19 protein-coding genes are annotated in these 19,662 nt (G+C 44.3%); 10 read left to right on the top strand and 9 right to left on the bottom strand.

Annotated features, from left to right (window positions below; all coding sequences use genetic code 11):
• Positions 1-48: 48 nt before the first annotated feature.
• Positions 49-930 (bottom strand): AEC family transporter, encoded by an 882-nt coding sequence (locus tag R7P64_RS06520; protein WP_005377901.1) that lies wholly within the window; start codon positions 928-930, stop codon positions 49-51.
• Positions 931-1,464: 534 nt separating this feature from the next.
• Between R7P64_RS06520 and ihfA the strand changes: the two genes are divergently transcribed.
• Positions 1,465-1,761, top strand: a complete 297-nt coding sequence (ihfA, locus tag R7P64_RS06515; RefSeq protein ID WP_005377899.1) for an integration host factor subunit alpha — start codon at positions 1,465-1,467, stop codon at positions 1,759-1,761.
• 121 nt (positions 1,762-1,882) lie between these two features.
• Here ihfA and R7P64_RS06510 read toward each other — a convergent pair whose 3' ends face one another.
• Complete coding sequence (locus R7P64_RS06510) at positions 1,883-2,662, bottom strand: phosphoribosylglycinamide formyltransferase (protein WP_025766820.1); 780 nt, start codon at positions 2,660-2,662, stop codon at positions 1,883-1,885.
• Positions 2,663-2,977: 315 nt separating this feature from the next.
• Here R7P64_RS06510 and R7P64_RS06505 point away from each other — a divergent pair, with 315 nt between their 5' ends.
• Positions 2,978-3,628, top strand: a complete 651-nt coding sequence (locus R7P64_RS06505; RefSeq protein WP_021707633.1) for a thiopurine S-methyltransferase — start codon at positions 2,978-2,980, stop codon at positions 3,626-3,628.
• 72 nt (positions 3,629-3,700) lie between these two features.
• Here R7P64_RS06505 and purT read toward each other — a convergent pair whose 3' ends face one another.
• The 7 genes from purT to R7P64_RS06470 form a co-directional block, all read right to left on the bottom strand.
• Positions 3,701-4,876, bottom strand: coding sequence for a formate-dependent phosphoribosylglycinamide formyltransferase (gene purT, locus R7P64_RS06500; protein ID WP_213963929.1), 1,176 nt, complete (start codon positions 4,874-4,876; stop codon positions 3,701-3,703).
• A 143-nt stretch (positions 4,877-5,019) separates the two neighbouring features.
• Complete coding sequence (gene cdd, locus R7P64_RS06495) at positions 5,020-5,907, bottom strand: cytidine deaminase (protein ID WP_005377892.1); 888 nt, start codon at positions 5,905-5,907, stop codon at positions 5,020-5,022.
• A gap of 430 nt (positions 5,908-6,337) precedes the next feature.
• Complete coding sequence (locus R7P64_RS06490; protein WP_171344747.1) at positions 6,338-7,015, bottom strand: LrgB family protein; 678 nt, start codon at positions 7,013-7,015, stop codon at positions 6,338-6,340.
• Position 7,016: 1 nt separating this feature from the next.
• The gene (locus tag R7P64_RS06485) at positions 7,017-7,391 is read right to left on the bottom strand and encodes a CidA/LrgA family protein (protein WP_005377887.1); all 375 of its coding nucleotides are present in this window, start codon (positions 7,389-7,391) and stop codon (positions 7,017-7,019) included.
• Between the two features lie 55 nt (positions 7,392-7,446).
• Positions 7,447-8,868: an exodeoxyribonuclease I gene (gene sbcB / locus R7P64_RS06480; RefSeq protein WP_167415153.1), complete on the bottom strand. Its 1,422-nt coding sequence runs from the start codon at positions 8,866-8,868 to the stop codon at positions 7,447-7,449.
• A 157-nt stretch (positions 8,869-9,025) separates the two neighbouring features.
• On the bottom strand, positions 9,026-10,399 hold the full coding sequence (locus tag R7P64_RS06475; RefSeq protein WP_005377885.1) for an L-cystine transporter: 1,374 nt from the start codon (positions 10,397-10,399) through the stop codon (positions 9,026-9,028).
• A gap of 200 nt (positions 10,400-10,599) precedes the next feature.
• A complete protein-coding gene (locus R7P64_RS06470) occupies positions 10,600-11,289 on the bottom strand; it encodes an NAD(P)H-binding protein (RefSeq protein WP_053350419.1) in 690 nt (229 codons plus the stop codon).
• Between the two features lie 248 nt (positions 11,290-11,537).
• Here R7P64_RS06470 and cobT point away from each other — a divergent pair, with 248 nt between their 5' ends.
• From cobT to btuD, 8 genes are all read left to right on the top strand, one after another.
• Complete coding sequence (gene cobT / locus R7P64_RS06465) at positions 11,538-12,581, top strand: nicotinate-nucleotide--dimethylbenzimidazole phosphoribosyltransferase (RefSeq protein ID WP_225495584.1); 1,044 nt, start codon at positions 11,538-11,540, stop codon at positions 12,579-12,581.
• Between the two features lie 29 nt (positions 12,582-12,610).
• Positions 12,611-13,387, top strand: a complete 777-nt coding sequence (locus R7P64_RS06460) for an adenosylcobinamide-GDP ribazoletransferase (RefSeq protein WP_031777196.1) — start codon at positions 12,611-12,613, stop codon at positions 13,385-13,387.
• Complete coding sequence (cobU, locus tag R7P64_RS06455; RefSeq protein ID WP_053350418.1) at positions 13,384-13,917, top strand: bifunctional adenosylcobinamide kinase/adenosylcobinamide-phosphate guanylyltransferase; 534 nt, start codon at positions 13,384-13,386, stop codon at positions 13,915-13,917. Before R7P64_RS06460 ends, cobU begins: the two co-directional genes overlap by 4 nt.
• 11 nt (positions 13,918-13,928) lie before the next feature.
• Positions 13,929-14,543, top strand: coding sequence for an alpha-ribazole phosphatase (gene cobC / locus R7P64_RS06450; RefSeq protein ID WP_017820880.1), 615 nt, complete (start codon positions 13,929-13,931; stop codon positions 14,541-14,543).
• A gap of 128 nt (positions 14,544-14,671) precedes the next feature.
• Positions 14,672-16,468, top strand: a complete 1,797-nt coding sequence (locus R7P64_RS06445; protein WP_318123272.1) for a M3 family oligoendopeptidase — start codon at positions 14,672-14,674, stop codon at positions 16,466-16,468.
• 274 nt (positions 16,469-16,742) lie between these two features.
• On the top strand, positions 16,743-17,771 hold the full coding sequence (locus R7P64_RS06440; protein WP_017820882.1) for a succinylglutamate desuccinylase: 1,029 nt from the start codon (positions 16,743-16,745) through the stop codon (positions 17,769-17,771).
• An 82-nt stretch (positions 17,772-17,853) separates the two neighbouring features.
• Positions 17,854-18,849, top strand: a complete 996-nt coding sequence (gene btuC / locus R7P64_RS06435) for a vitamin B12 ABC transporter permease BtuC (RefSeq protein WP_318118540.1) — start codon at positions 17,854-17,856, stop codon at positions 18,847-18,849.
• Complete coding sequence (gene btuD, locus R7P64_RS06430; RefSeq protein ID WP_017820884.1) at positions 18,836-19,603, top strand: vitamin B12 ABC transporter ATP-binding protein BtuD; 768 nt, start codon at positions 18,836-18,838, stop codon at positions 19,601-19,603. Before btuC ends, btuD begins: the two co-directional genes overlap by 14 nt.
• Positions 19,604-19,662 lie beyond the last annotated feature (59 nt).

Below are 19,662 nucleotides of genomic sequence, written 5' to 3'. Positions count from 1 at the left end.
AACGTATTGTTTTTCAGCTAATACACGCTAACGATAGCTTATTGGCGGTTAGGCAGCGAGTGAGAGGGTATAGCTAAGCAGAAGAGGCAGCGTAAGAATGCTGAAAAAGTTGCCAAATAGTACCATTGACGCCACCTTCATGGGTTCTATATTCAGTCTTTCCGCAAATAGGTAATTCATGACGGCTGGCGGCAGCATTGTGAAGAGCACCATCATTTGCAATTGCATCGTTGGAAGGGGAATTAACCAATAAATAAGTGCAAAAGCGACAGCACCAGTTGCCAGTGACTGCACGGTACACAACACACCAATCTTTAAACCGTCCAACCGTAAATGACACATTTGTGCCCCCAGAGATAAAAGCATCACGGGTACGGCCGCTTGCCCAAGTAGAGCAGTGGCTTCGTATAAAGGCGCCCATGCACCCACATTTGACACGTTGAGAAACAGAGCCAACGACGCTGCTAAAAAGATTGGCATCTTGACTATTTGCTTAAAAGGGTTGCCATGACTAAGCAGCATTACGCCTAAGCTGATATGCAAGCATGCTGACACGACAAATAAAAGCACTGCTGACGACAGCGCAATTTCTCCAAACGTATAGGTAAACAAAGGAATAGCTAGATTTCCGCTATTCCGAAACATATGTGGTGGCGCCCAGGTTTTAAACGAGAGTGACGTCCATCGACATACCGGGATCATGAGTAGTGCGGGAATTAAAACCGCAACAATTGCCGCCAAAAGAAGCGGCCCCTGATTTGAATCGAGCGGCATGCTAACGAGTGACGAAAATACCAGTGCTGGCGTAAACACCTCAATATTAATGCGGTTTATTGGGCGAAAGTCAGGCTTGATGTAACGACCGACCAAATAGCCAACTCCGACAAGAGCAAAAACAGGGAAAAGAATATTTATGATTTGATTAATCATGGTCGCCTAGAAGCAGTGTAAGAAGCCAATGAGGAAATACACGAACTTCCACATTATCAATCTTTATATATGGCGTCATCGTTAAACAGCGAGAAGCGTGGGTTTAATCAAGCTTTCAAAGCACAGTTGCAAAGTACAGGTGGTCATACCTTTTAATCTAATTGTTACGTATCGAGTTACATACAAATCACTGAATTTACGACAAGTTCTATGTCAAGTGTCTGTTAAATAACCAATATCTGATATTTTTATTAAATAGTGTTTAATGTTGATATTTAAACTACTTTTAGTTTTATAATCTGGATGTTTTTCCTGATAAAGATGAAACAAAAACAAAAATATCAAATTTCTGGCGTTTAACAATAATTTACGTAGTGCTATTCCTTTTGTTCGCCAAGAAAAAAGTTGGCGAAAATCATAAGCTTGTCATACACTTCCTGATGTAACCCCGATATGTTGTTGAATTGGTAGGGTAAAACTGCTCTGGCGCTACACTAACGTAGCATTGTTTAACATAGCTTTGAGGAAAGTTTTATGGCGCTCACAAAAGCCGAACTGGCAGAAAACCTGTTTGATAAATTAGGATTTAGTAAGCGGGACGCCAAGGAAACGGTGGAAGTGTTCTTTGAAGAGATTCGTAAGGCACTGGAAAGTGGCGAACAGGTAAAACTGTCAGGTTTTGGTAACTTTGATCTTCGTGACAAGAATGAACGACCTGGTCGTAACCCGAAAACTGGTGAAGATATTCCAATTACTGCTCGACGTGTAGTGACTTTTCGCCCGGGTCAGAAGTTAAAAGCTCGTGTAGAAAACCTGAAGAAAGTACAGTAAGCCGAATAAATGGATCACGCTAAGGCGTGGTCTTTTTTTGCGTAAAATTCGTGTGCATACAAATGAAAACCACCGCAATGCGGTGGTTTTTCTGTTTATGAGAGACGCTTAATGATATCGGTTACGCCGCTTCTAGATGCGTTGTTAAGTATGGTTGCCATGCTTGTTGGTACAAGTTCTTAGACTGTGTACGCATGTTGCGAATAGAGGCAAGCTCTATTTCGCTTAGCTCACGTTTTTCCAACATCGCTTGACGTTCTAGTTTCTGGATTTTTTCGTATAGGTCGTGTTCGGGACCGCTTTTTACATCTGCGATTGCTTTCAAGTGCAGTTGAACTTCGGCTACTAGGTTTGTTTTTGGTAAACGAACGAGCAAGTTCAAGTCTCTATATCCTGAAGGGCCAGGTTTTTTGAATCGATTTTTTACTTTCACAATCGTTGTTTCACGCTCTAACGTTTCATAAATGGAGACTAAGCTCGCGACGTCTTCAGCTACAATCGTTGCACGTGCTAGGTCAGTAATACGTTCAACTTTCCCATCTAACTCTAAAGCTATCTTTTCTTCTGCTCGTTGTTTGGATTTCACGCCTGCGAAGTATGGCTGAGCGTCATTAAGAAGTGCGGTACTCTTACAGATAGTTTCAAGTTCAAATTGTGCTTGGTGAGCTTTGCTGTAAAGGATGTCGAAGTCAGAATATGGCTGAGTTGGTGTGGTGTCGATTGACTGAATGCCATATAAACCGCTAAGGCTGTGTTTAAAAAGTTTCGAACAAACTTCGTTTTGGCTGGTTGAACGATTTTGTTCGCCACTAGGCGCAGGGGTAATTGGAAGTGCGGCAAATGCCGGTGCACGGCTAAGTACCAAAAGCATCAATGCTGTAGTACGAAGAAATAAGCTCATTCACTCTCCTTAACTTGCTTGTACTTAGAAAATAGGGAACATAAAGGTCGCTAAGTTCGGCAAATCAGGTACTAACTTATAAATGGGGCCATTACGAAAGATTCCAAGGTTTCAGTTTTATCTTGAAGTAGAATCGTGCGTTAGATCACCATTTCTCTTTTCTTTATTCTGATTATCAGATAAAGGCGCGTCTCCTATGAGACCGATTACATCCTATCACCGCAGTATTAACCAAAGATGAACGGCATAGACAAATTGAAAAAAAACGTTAGTCTTACCTCTCAAAATGAAAACAGCCGACAAGTAGAAAGTAAAATGAGAGACCAAGAATTTTGGCATAACAAATGGGCCAGCAATCAGATCGGATTTCACTTGGAAGATGTAAACCCGCTATTACCAGTATATTGGAAACACACTAATCCAAAGCGTGAAGATAAAGTGTTAGTTCCTTTATGTGGAAAGTCAGAAGACTTGATTTGGCTAGCGATGAAGCATGATTCGGTTGAAGGCGTTGAGCTAAGCCATATTGCTGTGCGTGCCTTTTTTGCTGAACATTTTTACACGCCAACGGTAACGCCTCTTAATGGCATGCACGAGCTTTATCAATTTGATGAGCTCTCTATTTATACTGGGGACTTTTTCACTGCACCAGTATCTCAAGCCGATATCATTTATGATCGCGCCGCGTTGGTTGCTTTACCGCAAGATATGCGAGAGGAGTATGTAGAGCGTCTCAAGCAACTTTTGAACCCAGGCGGTCGTATTTTGCTTGTTACACTCAACTATCCTCAAGAAGAGATGGCGGGGCCTCCATTTAGCGTGCCGGTCGAAGAGATTGAGCAGTTATTTTCAGGTTACAAAGTTACTTGTTTGAACGTAGATGAAGCTGACGAGAATCATCCTAAAATTGCGAAAAAAGGCTTAAGTCGCTTCTCTGAAGAAGTGTACTTAATCGAGAGTGAATAGGCTCTCTTCGGTTTGGAACACGAAATAGCGCAGCAATTTGAGCTGCGCTATTTTTGTATGAGTAGTTCGTATTTAATAAATGATATTCACTTTTGAAGCACTTTCAACAGCATCTTGAACGGCTTCTTCGGTGGTTTTTCGTCGCGTAAGGACAACACCTAAACGGCGGCGACCATCGATTTCTGGCTTACCGAATAGACGAACTTGTGTTTGAGGTTGAGCTAAAGCTTTGCTTAGGTTTTCAAAGCGAATGTTTGTGGAAGTCCCTTGTCCAAGAATAACAGCAGACGCAGATGGGCCATATTGCACAATATTATTAATTGGCATTCCGGTAAACGCGCGCACGTGGAGAGCAAACTCAGACATTTCCTGCGAAATCATTGTAACCATACCCGTATCGTGAGGGCGAGGAGAGACCTCATTGAAAATGACTTTATCGCCTTTGACAAACAGCTCTACACCAAAGATGCCGTAGCCACCGAGCGCGTTTACCACTTTCTCAGCCGTGTATTCAGCTGCTTTTACTGCGTTTTCTGACATAGCTTGCGGTTGCCATGATTCGCGGTAGTCGCCATCTTCCTGACGATGACCAATTGGAGCACAGAAATGCACACCGTCAACGGCTCTGATGGTCAATAAAGTGATTTCGTAATCGAAGTCGATAAAACCTTCCACGATAACGCGACCTGCACCCGTACGTCCGCCTTCCTGAGCGTAATCCCATGCTTTTGTAACGTCGTCTTCGGTCTTGATAACACTTTGCCCTTTACCGGAAGAGCTCATCACTGGCTTCACCACGCACGGAATACCCACATGTTCAACCGCGGCTTTGAAGTCTTCAATGTTATCTGCAAAACGATAAGGTGAAGTCGTCAATTCCAGTTCTTCTGCTGCCAAACGTCGGATACCTTCACGATTCATTGTTAGCCTGGTTGCCTTAGCGGTTGGAACAACATTCAGTCCTTTTTCTTCAAGCTCTACCAGTTTGCCGGTTGCGATGGCTTCAATTTCTGGTACGACGTAAGTAGGTTGTTCCTTCGTAATAACTTCTTCTAAGGCGTTCCCATCTAACATGTCGATAACATAACTACGGTGAGCGACTTGCATCGCTGGAGCATTGGCATAGCGATCACAAGCAATCACTTCTAAACCAAGTCTCTGGCATTCAATGGCGACTTCTTTACCGAGTTCGCCAGAGCCTAAAAGTAATACACGGGTAGCATTTGCGCTAGTTGCAGTGCCAAACATAGTGTTCCCTTACAAAATAGAGTGATGAGACATAAATTGCAGGAGATCATACTGAAGTTTTATGACAAAGCAAACGTTTGCTTTTGGTTTTTAGGTAATAAAAAAGCTCTACATGTTGTAGAGCTTTTTGTTGAATTTGTCGTTTATACGTTGACAAAACTAAGCGGAATATCTGGATTCAACGCTTCCAACGTTGATTGCGTATCGGCTAAGTGACTGATCTTACCTTCAGAGTTTTCTACCAATGCAGCGGCTTTGATGCTGTCAAAGGTTTCACCCGCAAGTAAAACTTGGATTAGCGCAACTTGTAGCGGTGGCAAGCTAGGATTAAACGCTGCATTTTCTGCATAAGCGCCTTGGAATACACGGCCGCTAGTCATCTCTAATGCTAAACCACTCAAGTTGTTGGTGTATGGAGAGTGGCTCATGTTCATCGCTTCAACTGCACTTTGGATGAGTGCGTCTTCATCATCACATGAGAATTGGTGTTTAACTTCTGCCATTAAGCCGGACTCGATACCGAGATCGTTTGGTCCAAAGGCTTCAGGCAGGTATTCATGAAGTGACTTTTCTTCACGTTCTGGGAGCTGGATTTTAAGCTCGTTTGCGGTAGATAACTCATTCATGAACTGGCGGCAGTGACCACATGGGCTGAAGTTGATAGTGATATCCTTAACACCACGTTCGCCTTTCATCCAAGCATGGCTAATCGCAGACTGCTCTGCGTGAACCGTTTGACCCAACTGTACACCAAAGAATTCCATGTTGGCACCGAAGTAAAGGCGACCTGAAAGACCACGAACGATAGCGCCGACATAAAAGTCAGAAAGGGGAGCATAGGAGTACGCTGCGGCAAAAGGAAGTAGCGCAACACGAAGCTCTTTGTCTGATAGACCGGTAGCTGAAAGCAACTGCTCAAATTGTTGAACTGAAAGCGTAGCATCAAAATCATCAGCTTGGATGATAGGAGCAAGTTGTTTGGAAAGTGCTTCTGGAGCGCCTGCTAGCGCCTGTTCAATGCGACTTTTCATGTTGAATCCTTGTTATTGCATGGACAGTTATTCTATGTGAAAGATAGAAATGTTCCGTGCGTTAGATCACGATAAATAATGCAATTGATAATTCTGTTACATAATTAGAGTGAGCTCACACATGTATTCGATTGCACAGGTGTGAAGCGTTATCTCCGTCTCACAATTAACCATATCAGTATATATTCATATGACCAAGGAGCAGGAGTATGTTACTAACGCGACTTTTACCGCTATGCTACTTTATACCTACGTAATCTAGAGCGAGTGGTAGCACCTAGAATGCTAATGCTATGAATGTATATCTCGATCAAGTCCCTTCACGATATTACTGGGTGAGGTTGATAGATAAGATAGGGTTTTGAAAAGGGTAAGGAAGAAGCGGAAAGGCTACGGCCTGCCGGAAGGAGGGCAGACCGAGAGCGCTTAACTATTGATATAGCCAGACAGCCAAAGCAAAAAAGCTTGGAGCCAAAATAGAAGTTATGATCCCACATAAAACCAATGCGAGTGATGAGAACGCGGCATCTATGGGCTGTTTCTCTGCACAAGTAGCGGTGCCTAAGGCATGAGAGACTGTACCCATTGTCAGACCACGTGCAATCGGGTGTTTAATTCCAATCAAATTGTAAATTGGGTATGCCAAAATTGCGCCCAATAAACCGACAATCAGAACCAAGATCGCTGCAACGGCGGCTTCACCACCGAGGTGACTCGATATTTCCATCGCTATTGGTGTCGTGACGGATTTACCCACTAGACTCGCGATTAAACTGATATCCGCTTTGAAAGCGACTGCGATCAAGGTGGTTGTCATCATCGACATCACACTGCCTACTGTGCAAGCGAAAGTGATGATTCGCCAGTTTGCTTTAATTTGTGGTAGTTGTTCATATAGTGGATAAGCCAGAGCAACTACAGCAGGTTGAAGCAAAAAGCTAATTCCTTCGTTATCCGCATAATACTTTTCAAATGGCACATTTAAGTAAGTAAGCAAAGGAATGAGCACTGCGATACTGATCAGCAAAGGGTTTGCTAGAGGATTGTTCACTTTGATTGCGATTTGGCGAGCGATAAGAAAAACCGCAATGGTAACAACTAACCACATATCAGTGTTTCTCCTGTAGCAAGTAATCCAGCAGCCAAGCGAGGCTGACCAATACAATGAGTGAACCGCCAACCGCGCTAGCGATGATAGGGAGCGCATTGGCGAGTAGTAGATCGAAATGCTGCATTAATCCGACGCTGATAGGAACGAACAATAAGATCATATAGCGTATAAATAGCGTGGCGCCCGGTTTGACCCAGTCGACTTTTACAAGCCCAAGAGTCATGGAGAAAAACAGTACGAGCATACCGATGACACTTCCTGGAACGGAAACGCCAGTGAACTTTTGAATGGTAATTCCGATGCCAAGTGCTCCCATGATGAGGAAGATTGAAATGAGCAGTTGGATCAGTTGTAAGAATCGTTCTTTAATCATTTTGACAGTATATAAACAACAAGCACACCATAAGGTGCGCTTGTATTAGGAGGAGTTAGGAAGCTAAGCTCTCTACATAACGGTACACGGATTTTAATATCGCAATCTTCTTTTCGTCACTTTCATGTTCGTGAACTAAGTTTTCTAAATTCAGCATGTACTCTTCAATTTGGCTTTCAAACACTTCTCGACAGTGTAGTGCCCAGCGTCTTTGTTCTTGCTCGTCTAATGTGCCTGGGAAGTTACGCGCACGATAGCGGAACAATAGAGGTTTAATGCGCTTGTCATCAAATTCAATGTCTAATGCAGCAAGATTATTCGGATCGGTTTCGCGAATGATATCCATAGCTGCGCGATCGGCTGGAGAAAAGAACCCGTCGTAAAGTTGTGTATCGACGTCATCACTTTTATCGAATTTGCGCTCGACTGAAAAGAGGCTAATCAGCTTTTCTCTAATTTCAGGATGTTGGCGCAACAAAGCGAGATTGGCGAGACATTGTTGGCGATCAATGCCAATAGACTCTGCATTTTCAGCCGTTAACGTTTTTGCAGGGGCGAGAATAGGGCATTTGTTCAAATGAACTAGTTTAACTGGCACTGGTAGCAATTCACCAAGATCTTCGCGCTTCGTGTAGAGTCTTTCGTGCAGCTCTTCTGCGGATAGCTCAAGAATAGGTTGAGGGTCTTTCGCTAAATCGATGGTGATAACGGCGTTATTATTGGTTGGATGCCAAGCAACAGGCACAATCCAGCTAGTGTACTGGCATTCGCGCCCTAGCATGCCTGAAACGTGCATCAACGGTGTCATGTTGACGATGTCGACTAAATCATTGAGCTTGCGCTTTTGGCGCATAGAAAAAAAGTAATCAAACAATTTTGGTTGCGCTGCTTTTACTTTCTTTGCCATTTCGATAGTCGCAACCACATCTGCCATGGCATCGTGCGCGTTACTATGTTCTATGCCGTTAGCCACGGACAAATGTTCTAATTTAAAGCTAGTGAAGCCATCTTCGTTTTCTGGCCATTCTACGCCTTCTGGGCGAAGGGCATGGCACGCGCGTAGTACATCGAGTAAATCCCAACGTGAGTTACCGTTTTGCCAACTCCATGCGTATGGATCGATAAAGTTGCGATAACAAGTATAACGGGTCACTTCGTCATCAAAGCGAATGCTGTTGTAGCCTAAACTGGTGGTATTTGGTCTCGCGAGTTCAGCGTGAATCTTAGCGATAAACTCTGGCTCAGAAAGGCCTTCTTGAACCGTTTTTTGCGGAGTAATACCAGTAATAAGTGCAGCTTCAGGAGACGGAAGATAATCAGCCGGTGGTTGACAGTACATGACTAAAGGCTCGCCGATGATATTAAAGTTTTCATCTGTACGAACACCAGCAAACTGGCTTGGGCGATCTTTCGCGGGGTTGGTTCCCCATGTCTCATAATCAAAGAAGAAAAAAGTGGGCTGATTATCTTGGTGCATTCTGCTTACCGTTTACAAAACCGATGACAGTATTAGACCATTCAACGCCTTGACTAGCAACGAAAGATGCAAGTTGAATTTTTGAAAATGAAAAAAGCCGATGGCGAACCATCGGCTTGATATTTTACGTTTTATCGCTTTGGAAGGAATTTGAGTTCTATGCTCGTGTTTCTTCCAATGTTGCTTCACTTTCTGGTGACTTAAGCACTCGGCTAGCAATTGTACCCGCAGTCATTGAACCTGAAACGTTTAGTGCGGTACGTGCCATGTCAATCAGTGGTTCAATAGAGATAAGTAGTGCCGCGATGGTCACAGGTAAGCCCATTGCAGGAAGAACAATCAAGGCTGCAAACGTCGCACCGCCGCCGACACCTGCAATACCAAATGAGCTGATGGTGATAATCGCAATCAATGACAGGATAAAGTGTAGATCAAGTGGGTTGATGCCCATTGTCGGAGCTACCATCACTGCAAGCATTGCAGGATAGATACCCGCACAGCCGTTTTGGCCGATAGTGGCACCAAACGATGCTGATAGGTTTGCAATCGCTGGTGGTACGTTAAGCTTGGTGATTTGCGCTTCTACGTTTAGTGGAATTGTTGCTGCTGAGCTACGAGATGTAAACGCGAAGGTCAGTACAGGCCAGATTTTCTTAAAGTATTCCGCAGGGCTAACGCCAACAAAAGAGACCAATACGCCATGAACAACAAACATCAGTGCGATAGCAACATAAGACGCCACAATAAAGCCAAGTAGGTTTAGGATGTCGCCTGCGCTTGATGTCGCTACCACTTTCGCCATTAGTGCTGCGATGCCGTATGGCGTTAGGGCCATGATCATCTTCACTAATCGCATAACGATAGATTGAGCAGCTTCTACGAAAGTACGAATCGGTGATTCCAACTCTGCTTTTTCCATCATCACTTTACGAGCGGCGATACCGGTTAACACGCCGAAAATCACTACAGCGATAATCGATGTCGAGCGAGCACCTGTTAGATCAGCAAATGGGTTGGTTGGAATGAAACTAACCAGCATTTGAGGAATAGTTAGGTCACTTACTGTACCGGCACGGCTTTCTAAAACGGCGATACGAGCGGTTTCACGCGCACCTTCAGTTAACCCTTCTGCTGAAAGGCCAAATGTCGTTGTCACCAAGATACCGATAAGTGCAGCAATTGCAGTCGTTACTAAAAGAACAGAGATGGTCAGGCCAGAAATTTTACCTAAAGATCCACCTTTCTCCAATTTAACAACTGCAGAGATCATCGATACCAATACTAGTGGCATGATGACCATTTTCAGTAGACCAACGTAGCCACTGCCTACAATGCCTACCCATTCAAGTGTTTGAGCAATTGCGCTGTTGCCTTCACCGTGAATGAGTTGCAAAGCAAGACCAAAAAGAGAACCGGTAACAAGACCGATCAAAACGAGACGTGAAAGAGTGTGTTTCTTTTGTTGCTGATTAAATAGAAAGAACAATATTCCAACAAAGACGGCTAGAGAGGCTATCACTGCAAAATTCATAATTTGACCTTATCAACCAGCCGAAGTGGCGGTTGTTTTTTATACGGGGTTTTATACGGATTTATTTATGGAGCGTAAGATAACGCTCGTGATATAACTTTAAAAATGACAAACGGGTATTAGCTAGATCTAAAATGAATATAAAAACGAGATCTAAGTCGCGTGAGAGCATGAATTAGCACGTTAATTGTACAAAATGGTTATTCGTAGTGATGCAGTAAGTCACGCATTTCTTTCCTTTGTAAGTAAACCACCGAGTCTTCTTGATAACTGAAAAGTTGATAAATCATCGCTTTGGCGACATCTTCTGCTCGAATAGGTAAAAAGTTGGACAGTTTGCCAAGCATAAGTGGGCGAATTACCTTAAACAGAGTTTGTACTAACTTCTCGTCCATTCTTGGGTTTTGACGTTGACCAACAAGCGGGCCTGGGCGAACAAATACGATTTCCTCAAAATCCATAGCTTCGATTCGTTGTTCCATTTGTCCTTTACAAGCTAAGTAATGGGATGGCGATTTACTATTTGCACCGAGGCTAGAAACAACCGCAAGGCGTTTGACTCCGATTGTTTTCATTTGTTGGGCGACTTTGCACACCAGATCAACATCTACTCTACGCAAATTATCCTTACTGCCTGCTTGCTTAAGGGTCGTGCCTAAACAGATAAAGCCGATGGTTGGTGTTGGTTGGTTCTCATCCCATTGGTGGATAGAAAGGTCTGCATCAATGAGAGGAATAAGCTTGTTGTCCACATCTAGGACGCCATCGAGTGGGCGGCGAGAAAGATAATATAATGTTCCAACACCTGATTGATTTATGAGGTTTGCAATGACTTTTGAGCCTACTAAGCCAGTTGCACCGGCGATGATTGCGCAGGTGTTGTTATCCATATCTTTTCTCCTATATGGGAACATAGTCTAAGCTATTGTAGCGGATTTCAACGAGTTACTTATAATCTCGTGCAAGAAAGGTGAGACGCTCTGCGAACTCGGCAGACTATCCTGAGATAAACTTGATTAGCGCTGCCCCAATTGGATGCAAGTGTATACAATAGTGGGCGCGCAAAAACTGTCGCTGAACAAGACCTCTTGAACAACAGAACACCTCTCACCCAGACAACATCAAAGGAACGTAAAAAATGGATGACTCTTTTGCTGCGGAGATACAAGCACGCATAGATAACAAAACCAAACCCGTCGGTTCTTTAGGCTTATTGGAAAAGGTGGCACTGCAGTTAGCTCTTATTCAAAGTCAGAATAAACCTCAGCCAGTTGATTCCATCGCTATCTGCAAACCAAGCATGCTGGTATTTGCTGGAGATCACGGCGTTGCAGAGGAGGGGGTGAGCATTGCGCCAAGCGAAGTCACTCAGCAAATGGTGGCTAACTTTCTCGCTGGCGGCGCAGCCATCAACTGTTTTTGCGACATCAATGGCATTCAACTCAAAGTAATAGATTGCGGCATGTTGGCTCCTATTGATGTGCTTGTTCCAGAATTTAAATCCCATCCCAACTTGGTTGAACAACGGTTGGGTAACGGTACGGCTAATTTTTCTAAACAATCCGCGATGTCCCCAGAACAAGTGGCGTTAGGTTTAGAATATGGTGCGAAGATTGCTGAGCAAACCATTTTGCATGGTTCAAACCTCTTGATGTTCGGTGAGATGGGCATCGGTAATACCAGTTCGGCCTCAGCACTGTTATCGGCACTGAGCTCATTAGATATTGATTATTGTGTTGGCGTTGGCACCGGAATCAATCAACAGCAGTTGAGCCGCAAATATAAACTGGTAGCACAGGGGGTAAACCGATGTCGAGGTCTTGATACCAAAGCGATTCTCGCACAGGTTGGGGGCTTTGAAATCGTACAGATAGTGGGCGCTTTTTTAGAAGCCAAGCGGCTTAAAACTCCAGTTTTAGTGGATGGGTTTATCGTATCGGTAGCGGCTTATATTGCGACGTTGTTAGACGAAGAAACGCGTGAATACATGTTGTTTGCCCATCGCTCTGAAGAAAATGGACATAAATTTGTATTGGAACATCTAAAAGCAGAACCTCTGCTCGACCTTGGTTTACGGCTAGGGGAGGGAACAGGAGCCGCTCTTGCCTTGCCTCTGTTAAAAGCTGCTGCCCAGTTTTACAACAAAATGGCGAGCTTCGAGAGTGCAGGAGTTACAGTTTAGTGTCAGTCCCTGATAATTCTGAGAAAGTCATGCCGTCATCGTTAAGATACCAGTGGGAGTTATTTCTATTAGCTACCAGTTTTTTTAGCCGCTTACCCGTGCCCCAAGCGTTGCATTACAGTGAAGAACGCATGAATCAGGCAGGCCGTTACTTTGCGTTAGTTGGTCTCGTGCTTGGAGCACTTTGCGCTTTGGTATTCTCGCTCACCTCAATTTTTTTCCCAGAGTCGGTTGCCATAGTATTAACGATGGTGTTTAGCTTATTGTTAACTGGGGCTTTTCACGAAGACGGCTTGACCGATATGGCGGATGGCATTGGCGGTGGCATGACCGTAGAGCGACGCCTCTCTATTATGAAAGACAGTCGTATTGGCACTTATGGTGCCGCCACTCTCATTATGGCGTTATTGGCTAAGTATGTTTTTTGGAGTGAACTGGCTAACTTGCCGCACTTTTGGTTGGTCATTGTCGTCGCTTACACCGCAAGCCGAGCACTAGCAGCGACGCTTATTTATGACATGCCTTATGTCAGTGACAGTGATACGTCGAAAAGTAAACCGCTAGCAAGTCGCCAGTCTTCTCTAGAAGTCTCCATTTTGTTGTTTACTGGTGGCATAACATTGCTTGTGCTTGGTATCGCGGATGCGATCTTGATATCGCTTGTTCTCGTGGTATTTCGTTTGATGTTCAAACGTTGGTTAACCAAGAGAATTGGCGGCTTTACGGGGGATTGCCTTGGCGCAGCGCAACAGTTGTCGGAACTGCTTATTTATCTCACTATGATTGGGTTGTATCACTCCTCATGAAGCAATTGATACTCGGTGGCGCGCGCTCTGGGAAGTCGCATTTGGCAGAAAAAACAGCTAAGCAATTATCGGTCGCTTCTCATCGATCATTACACTATGTTGCAACCGCGCTGCCATTTGACCAAGAAATGCGAGAGCGAATAGCGCATCATCAAAAGCAACGCGGGGGCGAGTGGCAAGAGCATGAATGCCCCCTTCATTTATCTGAGTTACTGACAAATTTCGCTACCACCGATGTTGTATTGGTCGATTGTTTAACCTTGTGGCTCAACAATTGGATATTTGAGTTAGGTGATGAATGTTCCAATGAGAAGCTAGAAGCAGAAATTGAAAAGCTTATACAGGTGGTGCGTGGCTCAGATGCGACGTTAATATTCGTCTCTAACGAGGTTGGAATGGGCATTGTACCTTTGGGGGCGGTTAGTCGTTATTTTGTGGATAATGCAGGACGGATGAATCAAAAACTAGCCAGTGTTTGCCATCGCGTTACCTTTGTTGCTGCTGGTTTGCCGTTGGTTCTTAAAGAGTAGGATGGAACAAAATGAAAACACTCAATATCTATCTTGTGCGTCATGGAAAAGTAGACGCTCCACCAGGACTCCATGGCCAAACAGATGTAAAAGTTACGCCTGCTGATCAAGAGAGTATTGCTCGGGCTTGGGCTGAGAGTGGACGAGGTGTGGGTGGAATAATTTCTTCTCCGCTTTCACGCTGTCAAGAACTGGCAAACATCATTGCTGAACAGCAATTATTACCAGTAATGACGGATGAGTCTTTACAAGAGATGGCATTTGGTGATTTTGATGGTATGCCTTTTGATATGCTCACTGAGCAGTGGAAAAAGCTAGATGCTTTTTGGCAATCGCCAGCACAACATACGTTGCCGAATGCTGAGAGCTTAAGCACATTTTCTGAGCGCATATGTCGCGTTTGGTCTCAAATCATCAACGATATCAATGACAATCTACTTATCGTCACGCATGGTGGCGTCATTCGTATGATTCTTGCTCATGTATTGGAGTTAGATTGGCGTAACCCAAAGTGGTATTCGACGTTGTCGATAGGAAACGCTTCTGTCACGCATGTAACAATTACCATAGATGAGCAAATTTACGCCTCGGTGCGTTCGATTGGCGTACCTCTTTTAACTCGTTAATTTATAAATATTAAAATGCCCAGAACGATATTGCTTACGGGCATAGTCACGGAAGATGTCAGTGGAAGCCCATCTGCTAGGTGCAGGAAGCGAAAATTGACTCAGTTACATAAAAAGGAAATATAGAAATGACAACGCCGAGTTGGGATTTGTCCATCGTTTATAACGACCTTTCTGACCCACGAATTCAAGACGATATTGCTCTTGTGGAACAATGTATTGATCTTTTGAATAAACAATCAGCAGATTGTGGCAACGTAGAGATCATGCAAAATGCGATTTTAACCAATGAAGCCGCGAGTCGTTTAGCGGGTACAGTTGCAAATTTTGCGAGTTGTTATGCTTCTGTTGATGCAACAAACGCCGAAGCGAAATCGTTACTTGGTAAAATGACCCGCATCTTTTCGGAGCTTTCCCAAGCATTCAGTCCCTTTGATTTGACATTAACTCATGCCGACGAAGAGTTTATCTTGCGCGTGTTAGACCATGAGAATCCTGATATCAGTGGGCAAGCTTTTTCTATCTTGAATTCTAGAAAGTTGGCGGATACTCGTCTTAGCAACGCAGAAGAACAGTTACTGGCTGCGATGAGTGTGGATGGCAAATCGGCTTGGGGTAACCTATACGATAACCTGACTGGCTCATTGAAAGTGAAGCTTGAGTACACAGATGGTAATAGTGAAGAGCTTGGGTTTTCTCAAGCGGCAAGCATTCTTTATGGTTCTGAATTCGAGCGTCAAGAAGCCGCGTGGCGTGGCGTACAAGATGCAATGCAAACGCACCAAGAATCATTCGCTGCGATTTTGAATGCGTTAGCAGGATGGCGCTTAACTGAAAACAAAAAGCGTTCTACGAAGCGTGAAGTTCACTTCCTAGAGCCGAGTTTGCATGGTAGCCGAATCCAAGCTGAAACTTTAAATGCGATGATGACAGTAGCCAAAGACAGTCGAGCTATTGGTCAGAAAGCAGGTTTATTGATGGCGCAAGTACATGGTCTGGATGAGATGAAACCTTGGAATCATCTGGCGACTATGCCTGCTTTGAGCGGTGAAGCGAAGGTTTACGACTTTGATGAAGCGATTGATGTTATTTGTGAAGCATTTGAAACAGTAAACCCTGAGATGTCGGAGTTTGTCCGTTTGATGGTACAAAATGGTTGGATTGATGCCGCGCCAAATGCTAACAAGCGTCTTGGCGCATACTGTACCAAACTGCCAGCAACGCGAACACCACTTGTGTTTATGACTTGGAGTGGCAGCCGTTCAGACCTTATGACTCTGGCACATGAACTTGGCCATGCGTTCCATAACTGGGTTATTCGTGATTTGCCACTTTGCCAAACTTACTACCCAATGACGTTAGCAGAAACCGCCTCTATCTTTGCAGAAAACATCGTTCGTGATCATTTGATTTCGAAAGCTGAGAGCGTTGATGAAAAGCTCGAGATGTTGTGGGAAGAGTTGTCATCTGCGCTAGCTTTAATGATCAACATTCCGGTTCGCTACGAGTTTGAAAAATCGTTTTATGAACGCCGCCAGGATGGAGAGTTAACCGCAGATGAATTCTGTGAGTTGATGTCAGAAACTTGGAAAGAATGGTATGGCGACGTAATGAGCGAACCGGATCCGTACTTCTGGGCAAGCAAGCTGCACTTTTCTATTGATAGCGTGAGCTTTTATAACTACCCATACCTATTTGGTTTCTTGTTTAGCAAGGGTATCTATGCACAGCGAGAAACCAAAGGCGAAGCGTTTTACACCGATTACATCAATTTGCTGCGCGATACAGGCTGCATGATGGCGGAAGATGTCGTCGAAAAGCACCTGTCGATGGATTTAACCCAGCCAACGTTTTGGCAGCAGAGTGTTGAGCTAGTGCGTGAAAAAGTCGATGAGTTTGAGCGTTTGCTCGCACAGCGCGGCTAAGTTTTTCGCAGTGTTGATGCATAATCTGCTTTATAGCTACAAAAATTTGATCAAATCATAATGATCTTAATCAGGGCTGTGGTAAAGTTCACAGCCCTAACACTTTGTAATTGTTTGAAAATTAAACGCCTCAATGCTTGATTTGAGTGCCTGGCGCGAAAAGGCATCGGATTTTCGAGGGAAATAGTGATTTCTACTCATAAGTGAGATCGCAGCAACAAAAATCCTTTGTACAATTTATTAACATATCCGCCGTGCTATTAAGGAGTAACGCATGACGAAGTCTCTCTTTCGCCAATCGTTTTTAACTGACACGTTAGATGTTCATATTGATGTTGCACCAGCGGAGCAGGTGCTTTCTAGCGGTGTAAAACTTAAACTCTATCAGCGTGGTGTATTAGAAGTAATCCCTGCGAATTATACTCAGGATACGAAGAACATCATCATCTCTTGTGGGGTTCACGGAGATGAAACCGCACCGATGGAGCTGGTGGATTCCATTATTCAAGACATAGAATCTGGGTTCCAGACGGTCGATACCCGTTGTCTGTTCATTATCGCTCACCCAGAGTCCACTCTGGCGCACACGCGATTCCTCGAAGAAAACCTCAACCGTCTGTTTGACGAAAAAGAACACAAACAGACAAAAGAGCTTGTTATCGCCGATACACTTAAGCTGCTTGTTCGAGATTTTTATCAGGATACCGACCCGACAACACGCTGGCACCTTGATTTACACTGCGCGATTAGAGGCTCGAAGCACTATACGTTTGCAGTAAGTCCTAAGACTCGTCATCCTGTGCGCAGCAAGGCATTGATCGATTTCTTGGACAGTGCACACATTGAAGCTGTGCTCCTGTCAAACTCACCATCGAGCACGTTTAGCTGGTACAGTGCCGAGAACTTTGGTGCGCAGGCTCTCACGATGGAGCTTGGACGCGTGGCTCGTATTGGTGAAAATGACCTCGATAAACTGACCGCGTTTGATTTGTCTTTACGTAATTTGATTGCGGAAACGAAGCCAGAACACCTACCAAAACCATGCATTAAGTATCGCGTAAGTCGCACAATCGTTCGTTTGAACGAAGACTTTGACTTTATGTTCGACGATAATGTTGAAAACTTCACCTCATTTGTTCACGGCGAAGTGTTTGGTCATGATGGCGACAAACCACTAATGGCGAAGAATGAAAACGAAGCGATTGTCTTCCCGAACCGCCACGTCGCAATAGGTCAACGTGCAGCTCTGATGGTTTGTGAAGTGAAAACCCGTTTTGAAGAGGGTGAGTTGGTTTACGATTAATCCAACATTGCTTTGAGAAGTTAATTGCAATTTACCGAGGCTTAACTGTAAGGTTAAGCCTCGTTTGTTTTTATCGGCCGCTATGGATTTTCAACAACTTATCTTGAACAAGGAACGACGCTGGCAACGTAACCTGATGGTTATGTCGATCGTGCTCGCTGTACTCTCTGCCATTCACTTGATGGTCGGAGAAATTTTCCTTTCTCCTTTTCAATTCTTATCTGCATTTGAACAGAAGTTATTGGTGGACTTGCGTTTACCGAGGTTAGTGTCTGCGGCAATTATTGGTGCTGCGTTAGCGGTATCTGGCGCGACGTTACAAGTGTTGCTTGGGAACGTGTTGGCTGAACCTGGCGTGCTTGGTATCTCTGGTGGCGCAAGCTTAGCAATGGTCTTAATCATGTTCGCGTCACCTGTTCTTCCTACCCCGATTGTTTTTATGTTGGCAGCGATTGCTGGCTCGATGGTATTCACGTTTGTTTTGGTGGCGATAGCAAGGGCAATGCACCTGACGACGGCTCGATTGCTTTTGGTTGGGGTCGCATTGGGTATTTTATCGAGCGCGATTGTGACGTGGGCATTTTACTTTAGTGATGATCTCAGTTTACGCCAACTGATGTATTGGTTAATGGGCAGTATTGGCGGTGCAAGTTGGTATCAACATACCGTTACTTTGGTGATGTTACCGGTGCTTATCTGGTTATGTTGTAAAGGCAAGTCGCTTGATAAATTGATGCTGGGTGAGATTCATGCGACCCAATTGGGTGTCGATGTGCATCAAATGCGTTGGAAATTGATCCTCGCCATTTCTGTTTTGGTGGGTAGCTCAGTCGCTTTGGGTGGCATCATCAGTTTTGTTGGTTTGGTGGTGCCGCACTTGTTGCGTTTGGCTTTTGGTACGGAAAACCGTTATTTATTGCCACTTTCTGCAATATCTGGTGCTGCGTTGCTTGTATTTGCTGACATCGGCGCAAGACTGTTATTGGACTCCGCAGAGTTACCTTTAGGTGTCATGACAACATCGATTGGCGCACCTATTTTCATCTGGATGCTGGTGAAGAGTCATGATGCACGTTAAACATATGTCGGTTGGTAGTCGATTATTGCCTCTTTCTTTTGAATGCAAAGCTGGCGAAATCGTACATATCGTTGGGCCTAATGGTTCCGGTAAGAGTACTTTATTGGCTGCGATTTCTGGTACGTTAAGTCACCGAGACGGTATGAGTGGTGAAGTGTACGTGGGCAACAAAAACTTGCTTACTTTACCGTTGTCAGAGCAAGCTCATGTTCGAGGTTATTTGTGTCAGCAATCGCGCCCAGCGTTTAATGTTGATGTGTTTCAGTATCTAGCCCTATCTCTGCCGAGTGGCGCTGAGATTGCGGATATCAAAGTGCGTGATGCCGTCAATATGGTGGTGGAGCTGGTACAACTGCAAGATAAGCTTCATCGCAGTATTCAAACATTATCCGGTGGTGAGTGGCAGCGTGTCCGATTAGCAGGTGTATGTTTGCAGGTGTGGCGTACCATTAATCCTTTTTCGCAGTTTTTAATTTTGGATGAGCCAGCAGCACCGTTAGATATTGCGCAAGAGGGTCTGCTCTATCAATTGATTAACGCTATGGCGGCGCAGGGAATTGGAGTATTGGTTGCTAATCACGATCTCAATCGCACATTAAAGCACGCAGATAAAGTATTGCTGCTTAACAACGGTGTGCTGCACTCATCAGGAAGTGCCGATACTGTGCTAACGGAAGAAGCGCTCGGGGAAGTGTTCAATACTCAAGTCAAAAAGGTCATCGTAGATGAGCAACCTTATTTAATCTTTGATTAGTATTTAGGGACAATAAAAAAACGACCTACTTGAGGTCGTTTTTTTAATCGAGAAAGCCA

Origin of the sequence: Vibrio sp. 2304 (genome assembly GCF_033339475.1) — a bacterium.
GTDB classification, from domain to species: Bacteria; Pseudomonadota; Gammaproteobacteria; order Enterobacterales; family Vibrionaceae; genus Vibrio; species Vibrio alginolyticus.
This window is presented reverse-complemented; position numbering and strand designations above follow the sequence as displayed.